The sequence below is a fragment of the Pseudomonas sp. FG98 genome (assembly GCF_057808595.1).
Genome location: NZ_JBMDIJ010000124.1, coordinates 1 through 12594, shown reverse-complemented (window position 1 = coordinate 12594; position 12594 = coordinate 1). Strand labels below are relative to the sequence as shown.

Here is a 12594-nt window from a genome sequence, read left to right as displayed (position 1 = left end):
AAATGTGGGAGCCGGCGTTGCCGGCGATGCGCCGCGCGGGCGGCGCTCGATCTCAGGAACACCGCAAATATCAAGACAGGCGGCCTTGCCCCCCCGCCCTCAGTCCTGACTGGTAGCGCCGATCTTGTGAATCGACAGGTCGGCGCCGTAGTACTCCTGCTCCTGGCTCAGGCGCAGGCCATGGACGCGCTTGATCACGCCATAAACGGCGAAACCGCCGACCAACGCGACAACCACGCCAGCCAGGCTACCGATCAACTGGCTGGCGAGACTGACCCCGCCAAGCCCGCCGAACACTTCATGGCCGAAGATGCCACAGGCGATCCCGCCCCAGACCCCGCACAGGCCATGCAGTGGCCAGACACCCAGCACGTCGTCGATCTTCCAGCGGTTCTGGGTGGCGGTGAAGCACCAGACGAACAGCGCACCGGCCACCGCGCCAGTCACCAGCGCGCCAACCGGGTGCATCAGGTCGGAACCGGCGCAGATCGCTACCAGTCCGGCCAGCGGGCCGTTGTGCAGGAAGCCCGGGTCGTTGCGCCCGACCAGCAGCGCGGCGACGGTGCCGCCGACCATGGCCATCAACGAGTTGACCGCCACCAGGCCGCTGACCGCGCCCAGGGTCTGGGCGCTCATCACGTTGAAGCCGAACCAGCCGACGATCAGGATCCACGAACCCAGGGCAAGAAACGGAATATTCGACGGCGCGAAAGCGACCAGTCGCCCTTCGCGGTAACGACCATTGCGCGGGCCAAGCAGCAGCACCGCCGCCAGCGCCAGCCAGCCGCCCATGGCGTGCACCACCACGGAGCCGGCGAAGTCATGGAACGGCGCACCGAAGGTCGCGGTCAGCCAGGCCTGCACTCCAAAGTTGCCATTCCACACAATGCCTTCGAAGAACGGATAGACGAAGGCGACGATCAGCAAGGTGGCGCACAGTTGCGGGGCGAAGCGTGCACGCTCGGCGATGCCGCCAGAAATGATCGCCGGGATCGCCGCCGCGAAGGTGAGCAGGAAGAAGAACTTCACCAGGCCATAGCCGTGCTCGGCGCCGAGGGTCGCCGCCGGGTGCAGGAAATGGGTGCCATAGGACAGCCAGTAGCCGATGAAGAAATAGGCCAGGGTCGAAACGGCGAAGTCACTGAGGATCTTCGACAGGGCATTGACCTGGTTCTTGTGGCGCACGGTGCCCACTTCGAGGAAGGCAAAACCGGCGTGCATGGCCAGGACCATGACCGCGCCGAGGAGAATGAACAGGGTATTGGAGCCCTGGACCAGGGTGTCCACGGCGCTTTGCAAATTTTCCATGAAGTCGGCAGACCTGCAGCAATAAAAAAGCACCAAAGCAGTTCGAGAGCCGTCCTTAATGCACCAGACTGGATCAATCAGGTGCCCTTCCCTGGGGTGCGGCAACCCGTGCGAGGTGATTTTTCCGGGGTTTGTATTGAATTGGGTTATGGTTGAACGCCCGGCCAGACAGCCCCGCGCCCGCAAACGGCGCAGGCGCCAAGCCAGGCGCACCACTGCGAAGCAATTGCTGTACCAGTACCTTCTTACTGAACCTTCAGCGACGCCCTACACTCGAAATTCCAATTGCCAACCTTTCATGGAGAACCTCATGGCCAGCAAACAGGCACAAACCGCCCAGGAAATCCTTATGGCGGATTTCCAGACCCTGGTGCGCGATACCGAAAAACTGCTCGAACACACCGCCACCCTTGCCGGCGACCAGGCCGATGAGCTGCGAGCGCAGATCCACGACAGCCTGCTGCGCGCTCGCGAAACCCTGCAACAGACCAACAGCGACCTGCGCGAACGCGGCCAGGCAGCGCTGACCTCGACCGAGGACTACGTGCAGAACAACCCCTGGCAATCCATCGGCATCGCTGCCGGCGTGGGCTTCCTGATCGGTCTGCTGGCCAGTCGGCGCTGAGGGCGGGTCATGGAAAACCAAACCCCCGGTTCGTCGTCCCGGCGCCTGGGCGCTGCCATCCTCGGCCTGCTGCACGGCCATGTGGAACTGTTCGGTATCGAACTGCAGGAGCAGAAGGCCCGCACCCTCAACCTGCTGCTGTTCGCCGGCCTGGCGCTGGTCTTCGCCCTGCTCCTGCTGACCGCGCTGTCGGCGCTGCTGCTGGTGCTTCTGTGGGACAGTTATCGCCTGGCCGGGATCATCGGCCTCTGTGTGTTCTACGGTGCTGCCGCGCTGTTCTGCGGTGTGCGCCTGAAGGCCGCAGTGCATGATGAGCTGTCGCCGTTCAGCGCCACCCTCGAAGAACTCGCCAAGGACCGGGAGCGCCTGTTGCCATGAGCCTGCCTGAACTGCCCAAGACCAATGACCGCCGCGAACTGCGCAAGGCCCTGGTGCGTCTGCGCATGGAAATGCACCGCCAGGAAATCCGCAACGAAGCCCATCAGGCCCTGCAGCCGCTGAGCCGCCTGCGCAATATGGGCGACAGCCTGCACAGCGGCCTGCAAGGCGGCCTTGGCATCAAGCATGCGCCGCTATGGGGCATCGGTGCCGTAGTCCTGCTCGGCTTCATCACCGGCAAAGGTGCGCGCAGCGGCAACCTGAGCCGACTGACCAAACTCGCTGGTAGCCTATTGCCACTTATCCGGCTGTTCATGCAGCCACCCCAAGGGCGCCCCTGAACGGAACTGGCGGCATTCTTGCAGAACGATGACCGGGCGGTCGCCTGACCGCCTCCAGCGTCTAGAACAACAAGGAGTCGCCGTGTCCGTCGAGCAACCGCTCGCCTGTTTCCAGCCGTTCATCGACACCGCCACTGGCCGTATCGCTGGCGTCGAAGCTTTGGGGCGCCTGCGCCGCAGCGATGGCCAGCTACGTTCGGTAGGACCGTTGTTCAATGATCCGAGCATCCCCTCCGCCGAGTTGCTCAAACTCGACCGGACCCTGCGGGAACAGGCCTTCAAGCAATTTCACCAGGCCCCGGAAGATTGGTTCCTGAGCCTGAACATTTCGCCGCGCTGGGTCAGCGAGCTGCAACCCGGCGAACCACTGCCCAGCCTTACGCAGCTCAGCCAGCAGGGCATCGACCCGCGTCGGGTGGTGTTCGAGATCACCGAAACCGGCGGCGACCGCGAGCGCCTGGCCGCCGTGGTCAAGCAATATCGCGAGGCGGGCGCGCGGGTCGCCATCGATGACTTCGGCGCCGGCTACTCGCAACTGGACCGGGTGCTGTCGCTGCAACCGGACATCCTCAAGCTCGATATGCGTCTGTTCCAGAGTGCCGCCCGTGGGGGCCCGAGCAGCGAAGTGGTCAAGGCCCTGGCGCAGATGGCCGAACGCACCGGTTGCTGGATCATCGCCGAGGGCGTGGAAACCGAGGCGGAACTGAATTTCGCCCTGGAATGCGGCGCCCGCTATCTGCAAGGCTTTCTCTTCGCCGGAGCCCAGCCAGGCTTCTTCCCGGCGCAGAATTTCGCCAACCGCTTCGCCCGCCTGCGCGAGCAGTATGTGCAGGGCAAACTGGCGGAGCGGGCGCGGCTGATGCAACGGCGCCAGCAACTGGTGGAACTGATGCCGCAACTGCAACAGTGGGCGCTGGCCAACGCGCCGATCGAAGCCCTGCCCGACCTCAAGGCCTACCCCTGGCTGCTGCGCTTCTTCCTCTGCGATCGCCACGGCACGCAACTGACGCCGAACCTGGAATGGCGCCAGCAGGGCTGGCACGTCGATGCCAGCTACCTGGGCCACAACTGGTCGTGGCGACCGTACTTCTATCACCTGCTCGCCGAGGGCTGGGACGAGCGCCGCCTGATCCTCTCCAACACCTACCGCGATGCCACTACCAACCAGTACTGCCTGACCGCCGGGCAGTTCTTCGACAGCGGGCGCCGCCTGCTGCTGATCGACCTCGACGCTGCCGGACTTTGAATCTGCGGCACAGGGAAGCTTGCGGTACAGGGCCCGACACGGGAAGCTAGGCCCTTGCCCCACGCTATGGAGACCCGGCCTTGGACTGGCACACCCTGCTCACCCGCGAACGCCTCGGCAAACCCCTGCACAGTTCCGAGGAACTGGGCCGCAGCCCGTTCCACAAGGATCACGACCGCATCATCTTTTCCGGCGCCTTCCGCCGCCTGGGGCGCAAGACCCAGGTTCATCCGGTCACCAGCAACGACCATATCCACACCCGCCTGACCCACTCCCTGGAGGTCAGTTGCGTCGGCCGCTCGCTGGGCATGCGGGTCGGCGAGACCTTGCGCGAGTCCCTGCCGGACTGGTGCGAGCCGAGCGACCTGGGCATGGTCGTGCAGTCCGCCTGCCTGGCCCATGACATCGGCAACCCGCCGTTCGGCCATTCCGGTGAGGACGCCATCCGCCATTGGTTTCAGCAGGCCGCCGGGCGTGGCTGGCTCGACGCGATGAGCGACGCCGAGCGCGGCGACTTTCTCAATTTCGAAGGCAATGCCCAGGGTTTCCGCGTCCTCACCCAGCTGGAGTACCACCAGTTCGACGGCGGCACGCGGCTGACCTACGCCACCCTCGGCACCTACCTGAAATACCCCTGGACCGCCCGCCACGCCGACTCCCTGGGCTACAAGAAACACAAGTTCGGCTGCTACCAGAGCGAGTTGCCGTTGCTTGAGCAGATCGCCCACAAGCTCGGCCTGCCGCTGCTGGACGAGCAGCGCTGGGCGCGCCATCCGCTGGTCTACCTGATGGAGGCGGCAGACGATATCTGCTATGCCCTGATCGATCTGGAAGACGGCCTGGAAATGGACCTGCTGGATTATCCGGAAGTGGAAGCCCTGCTCCTCGGGCTGGTGGGTGACGACCTGCCGGAAACCTATCGCCAGCTCGGCCCCCAGGACTCGCGCCGGCGCAAGCTGGCGATTCTGCGCGGCAAGGCCATCGAGCACCTGACCAATGCCGCGGCGCGGGCCTTCGTCGAGCAGCAGCAGGCCTTGCTGGCCGGCACCCTGCAGGGCGACCTGGTGGAACACATGGACGGCCCGGCCAAGCGCTGCGTGCTGCAGGCCAAGGACATCGCGCGCAAGAAGATCTTCCAGGACAAGCGCAAGACCCTGCACGAGATCGGCGCCTATACCACCCTGGAGATTCTCCTCAATTCCTTCTGTGGTGCCGCGCTGGAGCAGCATGGCGGACGCACGCCGTCGTTCAAGCATCGGCGCATCCTCGATCTGCTCGGCAACAATGCGCCCGACCCGGACGCCTCGCTGCACGCGGCGTTCCTGCGGATGATCGATTTCATTGCGGGGATGACCGACAGCTATGCCAGCGAAATGGCACGGGAGATGACCGGTCGTTCCAGTCCTGTTTGACGCCAGTTGCAAGGGCCATGTTCAACACGCTTTGACATGGCCCTTTGCCTCTACTTTCCGACAACAACCAGGGAAACTTCCCAAACAACTTTGTAGTCGAAACGTAAATATAAAGTAGGAAAATTCCTATATTAAAGCCGACCCCCACTCAATTGACGTGCAGGCTTCTCTTCTGGGCTATGGTGCCGCCTCTGAGAGTTCCTTTGGAAGATTGAGCATGCACTCTGTTTTTATTGTCGATGACCATCCCGTCATTCGCCTGGCCCTGCGAATGCTGCTGGAAAACGAAGGCTATCGGATCGCCGGAGAGTCCGATAACGGGGTCGACGCCATGCAGATGGTCCGCGAAAGCCCGCCCGACCTGGTCATCCTCGATATCGGCATCCCCCGCCTGGACGGCCTGGAAGTGCTGTCGCGCTTCAATACCATGTCGCTGTCATTGAAGATCCTCGTGCTCACCGCCCAGTCCCCCGCCTTGTTCGCCATTCGCTGCATGCTCTCCGGCGCCTGCGGCTACGTGTGCAAGCAGGAAGACCTGAGCGAACTGTTGAGCGCAATCCGCGCGGTACTTTCCGGATATAACTACTTCCCCAGCCAGGCCATCAGTCCACTGCGCCAACAGTTCAACATCTCGGAAGAAATAGAACGTTTCAAATCGATCAATGATCGCGAACTGATGGTCCTGCAACTTTTCGCCCAGGGTCGCAGCAACAAGGAAATTGCCGAAGGCATGTTCCTCAGCAACAAGACCGTCAGTACCTACAAGAAACGCCTGATGCAGAAACTCAAGGTGCGCTCGCTGGTGGAACTTATCGAAATGGCCAAGCGCAACGAACTGGTATGAAGGCACGCATGCTCGGCAAGGTGGTGCTGATCGCCCTGCTGCTCGGCTTTGGTCCCGGGCACACCACGGCGAACGAAGCCGCGGAAGACAATTTCAAACTGTTCAGTCGCGGCGCCCAGGTGCCCTTGCGCATTACCCTTACCCCCGCGCAGCAGGCCTGGCTGCACAACCGCCGGGAACTGATCCTGGGAACCTCGGCGCCGGACTACCCGCCCTTCGACATGACCGCCAGCGGACGCGACTACGAAGGGGTCACCGCCGACTACGCCGGGCTGCTCGGTGCCACCCTCGGCCTGCCGGTGACGATCCGCCGCTTCGCCAGTCGCGACCTGGCGCTCCAGGCCCTGGTTGCCGGCAAGATCGACCTGCTCGGCAGCGCCAACAGCTACGATCTCGCCGTACCCAATGTGGTGCTGTCGCAACCCTACGCGGAAGATCAACCGGTGCTGGTCACCCGGGAAAACGAAACCCGGCCGCTGGACACCGGCCTCAAGGACCTGCGCCTGAGCATGATCGAGCATTACCTGCCGCTCGCCGAAGTCCGCGCCACCTATCCCCACGCCAGCATCCGCACCTACAGCTCCTATCACAACGCCCTGAACGCCGTGGCCTTCGACCAGGCCGACGTGTTTCTCGGCGATACCCTGTCGACCCATTACCTGCTCAACCAGAGCCATCTGCGCAACCTCAAGATGGCCAACTTCGCCAAGCACGAGGCCACCGGCTTCGGCTTCGCCGTGCAGCAGAACAACCAGGTCCTGCTGACCCTGGTGAACAAGACCCTGGAGGCGGTGACCAGCACCACCCGCGCCAGCATCTTCCAGCGCTGGAGCGCCGGCAGCAGCATCCTGCTCACCGATCGCAAGCTGCAACTGTCGCCCAGCGAGGAACAGTGGCTGGCGAAGAACCCGGTGGTGCGGGTGACGGTGGACGAACACGCCGCGCCGCTGACCTTCTTCGACCGCTCCGGCAACCTGCGCGGCATCGCCGCCGACCTGCTGGAGCTGATCCGCCTGCGCACCGGCCTGCATTTCGAGATCAAGCGCAGCAACGGCATCAGCGACATGATCGACCAGGTGACCCACGATCACGCCGAACTGATCGCGGCCATCTCCAGCAGCCCGGAGCGGGAACAGGCGCTGCATATCAGCCGACCGTACCTGGAAAACTCCTACGTCCTGGTCACCCGCGACGGCAAGGACGCTCCGCAATCCCTCGAACAACTGCACGGCCGGCGCCTCGCGGTAAGCCGCGGCAACCTGCTCAACGACGGCATCCGCCAGCGCTATCCGGATATCCAGCTGGTCTCCACCGAAGACACCGCCGCCGCCGCCAGCATGCTGGTCAACCGCCAGGTCGACGGCATGGTCATGACCCTGATCAACGCCAACTTCAATCTGACCACCCAGCGTCATCTGGTGATCCGTTCCACCGTCAGCGACATTCCGGCGACCTTCTCCCTGGCCACCTCGCGCAACGACCCGGAGCTGGCGTCGATCCTCGACAAGGCACTGACCAGCATCGTTCCCGAGGAAATGGGCATCATCAACAGCCGTTGGCGCGGCTACAGCGGCGGCTCCTATTCCTACTGGCAAAGCCACCAGCAAAGCATCCTCAAGATCATTCTCGGCACCCTGGTCCTGTTGCTCCTGTCGCTGGCCTGGAACGCCTGGATGCGCCGCCAGATCAAGCAGCGCGAGGCCGCCGAACGGGCGCTCAACGACCAGCTCGAATTCATGCGCGCCATGGTCAACGGCACCCCCCATCCGATTTATGTACGCGACCGCCACGGCCTGCTGCAGACCTGCAACGACAGCTACCTGCAGGCCCTCGGCGTGGACCTGGAGGCGGTCCTGGGCAAGTCGATCCACGTCGCGCCGCTGGGGGTCACCGACGATGCGCGCAAGATCCAGGCCGACTACCTGCGGGTGATGAACGAAGGCAAGCCGCTGATCGTCGATCGCCCGCTGATGCTCAAGGACACCGAGCAGACCATCTACCACTGGGTCCTGCCCTACCGTGATTCGCTGGGCGAAGTGAAAGGCATCATCGGCGGCTGGCTGGACATCAGCGAGCGCCGGCAACTGATCCATGACCTGCGCCTGGCCAAGGAACAGGCCGATGCGGCCAACCGCGCCAAGAGCGTGTTCCTGGCAACCATGAGCCACGAGATCCGCACGCCGATGAATGCCCTGATCGGCATGCTCGAACTGGCCCTCAAGCGTACTGGCGATCCGCAGATGGAGCGCCCGGCCATCGAAGTCGCGTATCGCTCCGCCCGCGACCTGCTGGCGCTGATCGGCGATATCCTCGACATCGCCCGCATCGAATCCGGCCACCTCAACCTCAACCCTGAACGGGCCAATCCGGCGGAGCTGGTGCAGTCGGTGGGCCAGGTCTTCGACGGTCTGGCCCGGGAAAAAGGCCTGGAGCTGAACCTGACGATTTCCCGCAGTGCGCACCGCGACGTGCTGCTCGATCCATTGCGGGTCAAGCAGATCCTCTCCAATCTGGTCAGCAATGCGATCAAGTTCACCACCTGGGGCCAGGTCAGGATCGACCTCAGCCTGTCCAGCCTTCCCGACGGCCCCGAGGGTGGCCGGCATGACCTGCAACTGGAACTGTCGGTGTGCGATACCGGTGTCGGCATCTCGGTGGATGATCAACAGCGCCTGTTCCAGCCCTTCGTGCAGATCGAGCCGGGCAGCGCCCAGGCCCGCAGTGGCACCGGTCTGGGCCTGGTGATCAGCCGCAGCCTGTGCGAAATGATGGGCGGCAAGCTGAGCCTGTTCAGCAAGCCCGGGGAAGGCACGGAAATCCGCGTCATCCTGCCGCTGCGCAGCCTGCCCGAAAGCGCCGACCCGCAACCCTGCGAATCCTCGCCACCGATGCCCAGCGCCAGCCTGAGGGTCATGGTGGTGGACGACCACCCGGCCAACCTGCAACTGGTGGCCCAGCAACTGGAATTCCTCGGCGTGCACTACCGCTGCATCGACAACGGCAAGCAGGCCCTGGCCCTGTGGCTGGACAGCTGCTTCGACGTGCTGATCGTCGACTGCAACATGCCCGACATGAACGGCTACCAGTTCACCCAGGCCATCCGTGACGAAGAACGGCGCCAGCAACGGGCGCCCTGCACCATCCTCGGCTATACCGCCAACGCCCAGCCGGAAGTCCACGAGCATTGCCTGCAAGCGGGCATGGACGACTGCCTGCTCAAGCCCATCGGCCTGCATACCCTCGGTCAACGCCTGGCCAGCGTGCCGCTGCAGGCAGCCCCCGCCGATGCCTCGCTACCGGCGCTGCTCGATCTCACCGGCCTGCAGCCGATCATCGGCGACTGCCCGCACGAACTGCGCCGTCTGCTGGAAACCCTGTTGCGCAGCAGCCCGGAAGACCAGCAGCGCCTGCGTGCCATCGATACCCACGGCAACCCGCAACCGCTGAAGAATGTCGCCCACCAGATTCTCGGGGTGGCACGGATCGTCCAGGCCGAGGAATTGATGCTGGCCTGTGAAAAACTCGAGGAGGTCTGTGCGCGCTACGCCCCCGAGCCGGTACTCAGGCGCCGCAAGCGGCAGGTGCTGCAACAGATGCGACGGGTCGATGAGACCCTGCGGCAAACCCTGGCGAATCTGCCGGAGCCGACGGACGTCGGCGAGGAAGGCAAGGACTGAAAAGCAACGCGGCAGCACGAGGGCTGCCGCGTTGTGTGCATCAGGCCTTGTTGACCGGGTTTTCCGGGTACCAGGCGTCCAGCAGCGGGCTGAGTTCGATCTTGGTCAGTTCGCTGCGGCCCTTGAGCCAGGCGTCGACAGCGGCGCGCTGCTCTTCGCTGACCGAGCCACGCTTGGCCAGGCAAACCAGGCCGAAGTCGTCACCGCCCACGTAGTCCAGACCGTTGGCATCCATGGCTTCAGCCAGGAATGCGTCGAGGAAGGCATCGATGGCTTCTTCGCTCAGGTCTTCCTTGAACTCCAGGTTCAGCTCGAAACCCAGTTCCTGGAATTCGTCTACACAGAGCTTTTTGCGCAGACGGCGGGAACGGTTGGTAGCCATGAAACAATCCTCTTGAGTAATTACGCCGCGCACTGTACCAGTTTCGCCACCCTTCTGCCCGGGAAAACCCGACAAAACCGCCACTGGCAAACGTATTCGCGACGCATCTCGATACAAGCTTGGGGCATAATGCGCGCTATCATTTTTTCAGTCGGGGCCATCATCCTGTACAGCCCCGTTACATTTCACCCTTCTACATGCAGGGTTCCAGTGCTTATGACCCCATCCCTCCGCTCGCTGTTGTTCGCCGGCCTGCTTCTGCCCTTCGCCGTGCCGGCCCATGCCGCTCCTGCCAGTTCCAGCCTGCCGCCCAAGGTGCAACAGGCCCTCAAGGCCAACAAACTCGACGATTCCGCCCTGTCCCTGGTGATGATCCCGCTCAACGGGCCGGGTACCCCGACCATTTTCAACGCCGATGTTTCGGTCAACCCGGCCTCGACCATGAAGCTGGTGACCACCTATGCCGCCCTGGAAATGCTCGGCCCGACCTACCAGTGGAAAACCGAGTTCTACAGCGACGGCCCGCTGAGCAACGGCGTGCTCAACGGCAACCTGTACCTCAAGGGCGGCGGCGATCCCAAGCTGAACATGGAAAAACTCTGGCTGTTGATGCGCGACCTGCGTGCCAACGGCGTGCAGACCATCACCGGCGACCTGGTGCTCGACCGCAGCCACTTCATCCAGCCGCAACTGCCGCAGTTCAACGACGACGGTGGCGACGAGAACAAGCCGTTCCTGGTCAAGCCCGACTCGCTGCTGGTCAACCTCAAGGCCCTGCGCTTCGTCGCCCGCAATGACGGCGGCCGGGTACTGGTTTCGGTAGAGCCGCCGATCGCCAGCATCCGCATCGACAACCAGGTCAAGGCCGTGAACAGCAAGCAATGCAGCGGCGATGTGCGCTACAACCCGGTGGTCCAGGCCGATGGCGTGACGGTCACGGTCACCGGGCAACTGGGCGATGGCTGCAACTCGCAGACCTACCTGTCGCTGCTCGACCACCCGACCTACGCCGCCGGTGCAGTGCGGGCAATCTGGAACGAACTGGGCGGCACCATCCAGGGCCGCGACCGGGTCCAGGACGTACCGAAGAACGCCCGCCTGCTGGCCCGCGCCTTCTCCCCGGACCTGGTGGAGATCATCCGCGACATCAACAAATACAGTAACAACACCATGGCCCAGCAACTGTTCCTCAGCCTCGGCGCGCGCTTCCGTACCGATGCCGATGGTGACGACGCCAAGGCAGCGCAGCGCGTGGTAAGACAGTGGATGGCCAAGAAAGGCATCACCGCCTCGCACCTGGTGATGGAAAACGGCTCCGGCCTGTCCCGTGCCGAACGGGTCAGCGCGCGGGAGATGGCGACCCTGCTGCAGGCGGCGTGGAAGAGCCCGTATGCCGCCGAGTTCATCAGCTCGATGCCGCTGACCGGCATGGACGGCACCATGCGCAAGCGCCTCAAGCGCACCGCCATGGCCGGCGAAGCCCACATCAAGACCGGCACCCTGAACACCGTGCGGGCGATTGCCGGCTTCAGCCGTGACAGCAACGGCACTACCTGGGCAGTGACCGCGATCCTCAACGACCCTCGCCCATGGGGAGCATCGGCGGTGCTCGACCAGGTGCTGCTGGACCTGTACAAGCAGCCGAAGCCGGCGGTGGCCAGTCAGCCCTGAATCCTTGTTGATGCTGAGGGCCTCATCGCTGGCAACGCCAGCTCCCACAGGATCTGTGCCTGACCTCGATCCGGTGATCAACCGGGATCCTGGTGGGAGTCGGCATTGCCGACGATGAGGCCATCAGCCTCGACAACCATCTTGCTGATCAGGTTGTTCTTGCCGGCCTCATCGCTGGCAAGCCAGCTCCCACAGGATCTGTGCCTGACCTCGATCCGGTGATCGACCGGGATCCTGGTGGGAGTCGGCATTGCCGACGATGAGGCCATCAGCCCCGACATCGATCTTGCTGATCGGGTTGTCCTTGCCTGCTTCATCGCTGGCAAGCCAGCTCCCACAGGTTCCTGTGTCGGGCCTGGATCCTGCGGCTGGCCCGAAACCCTGTGGGAGCCGGCGTTGCCGGCGATGAGGCCATCAGCCTCGACATCCATTTGCTGGTCGGGTTGTCCTTGCCGGCCTCATCGCTGGCAATGCCAGCTCCCACAGGTTCCTGTGTCTGGCCTGGATCCTGCGGCTGGCCCGAAACCCTGTGGGAGCCGGCGTTGCCGGCGATGAGGCCATCAGCCTCGACATCCATTTGCTGGTCGGGTTGTCCTTGCCGGCCTCATCGCTGGCAATGCCAGCTCCCACAGGTTCCTGTGTCTGGCCTGGATCCTGCGGCTGGCCCGAAACCCTGTGGGAGCCGGCGTTGCCGGCGATGAGGCCATCAG

Annotated in this window: 11 protein-coding genes; 8 read left to right on the top strand and 3 right to left on the bottom strand. The window is 63.7% G+C overall.

The genetic code is table 11. The annotated features are described in order from the left end of the window. Nucleotides 1-99: 99 nt before the first annotated feature. Nucleotides 100-1308, bottom strand: a complete 1209-nt coding sequence (locus ACODSK_RS30860) for an ammonium transporter (protein ID WP_489021684.1) — start codon at nucleotides 1306-1308, stop codon at nucleotides 100-102. A gap of 310 nt (nucleotides 1309-1618) precedes the next feature. Between ACODSK_RS30860 and ACODSK_RS30855 the strand changes: the two genes are divergently transcribed. The 7 genes from ACODSK_RS30855 to ACODSK_RS30825 all read left to right on the top strand — a co-directional run bounded on the left by ACODSK_RS30855 (nucleotide 1619) and on the right by ACODSK_RS30825 (nucleotide 9831). Further along, nucleotides 1619-1933, top strand: a complete 315-nt coding sequence (locus ACODSK_RS30855; RefSeq protein WP_489021682.1) for an ElaB/YgaM/YqjD family protein — start codon at nucleotides 1619-1621, stop codon at nucleotides 1931-1933. Between the two features lie 9 nt (nucleotides 1934-1942). Continuing rightward, nucleotides 1943-2311 carry a phage holin family protein gene (locus ACODSK_RS30850; RefSeq protein ID WP_489021679.1) on the top strand — a complete coding sequence of 123 codons (369 nt, stop codon included), beginning with the start codon at nucleotides 1943-1945 and terminating at the stop codon, nucleotides 2309-2311. Then, nucleotides 2308-2652 (top strand): hypothetical protein, encoded by a 345-nt coding sequence (locus tag ACODSK_RS30845; RefSeq protein WP_489021677.1) that lies wholly within the window; start codon nucleotides 2308-2310, stop codon nucleotides 2650-2652. The genes ACODSK_RS30850 and ACODSK_RS30845 overlap by 4 nt, the downstream gene beginning before the upstream one ends. 82 nt (nucleotides 2653-2734) lie before the next feature. Further along, a complete protein-coding gene (locus tag ACODSK_RS30840; protein ID WP_489021675.1) occupies nucleotides 2735-3898 on the top strand; it encodes an EAL domain-containing protein in 1164 nt (387 codons plus the stop codon). An 80-nt stretch (nucleotides 3899-3978) separates the two neighbouring features. Further along, nucleotides 3979-5310: a deoxyguanosinetriphosphate triphosphohydrolase gene (locus ACODSK_RS30835; RefSeq protein WP_489021673.1), complete on the top strand. Its 1332-nt coding sequence runs from the start codon at nucleotides 3979-3981 to the stop codon at nucleotides 5308-5310. Nucleotides 5311-5527: 217 nt separating this feature from the next. Further along, nucleotides 5528-6154: a response regulator gene (locus ACODSK_RS30830; RefSeq protein WP_489021672.1), complete on the top strand. Its 627-nt coding sequence runs from the start codon at nucleotides 5528-5530 to the stop codon at nucleotides 6152-6154. After that, complete coding sequence (locus ACODSK_RS30825; RefSeq protein ID WP_489021670.1) at nucleotides 6151-9831, top strand: transporter substrate-binding domain-containing protein; 3681 nt, start codon at nucleotides 6151-6153, stop codon at nucleotides 9829-9831. The genes ACODSK_RS30830 and ACODSK_RS30825 overlap by 4 nt, the downstream gene beginning before the upstream one ends. A gap of 40 nt (nucleotides 9832-9871) precedes the next feature. On the opposite strand, the gene ACODSK_RS30820 is transcribed toward ACODSK_RS30825, so the two are convergent. Next, on the bottom strand, nucleotides 9872-10213 hold the full coding sequence (locus tag ACODSK_RS30820; RefSeq protein ID WP_489021668.1) for a YggL family protein: 342 nt from the start codon (nucleotides 10211-10213) through the stop codon (nucleotides 9872-9874). A gap of 216 nt (nucleotides 10214-10429) precedes the next feature. Between ACODSK_RS30820 and dacB the strand changes: the two genes are divergently transcribed. Further along, a complete protein-coding gene (gene dacB, locus ACODSK_RS30815; RefSeq protein WP_489021667.1) occupies nucleotides 10430-11884 on the top strand; it encodes a D-alanyl-D-alanine carboxypeptidase/D-alanyl-D-alanine endopeptidase in 1455 nt (484 codons plus the stop codon). A gap of 77 nt (nucleotides 11885-11961) precedes the next feature. Here dacB and ACODSK_RS30810 read toward each other — a convergent pair whose 3' ends face one another. Continuing rightward, nucleotides 11962-12315, bottom strand: a complete 354-nt coding sequence (locus tag ACODSK_RS30810) for a hypothetical protein (RefSeq protein WP_489021665.1) — start codon at nucleotides 12313-12315, stop codon at nucleotides 11962-11964. Nucleotides 12316-12594 lie beyond the last annotated feature (279 nt).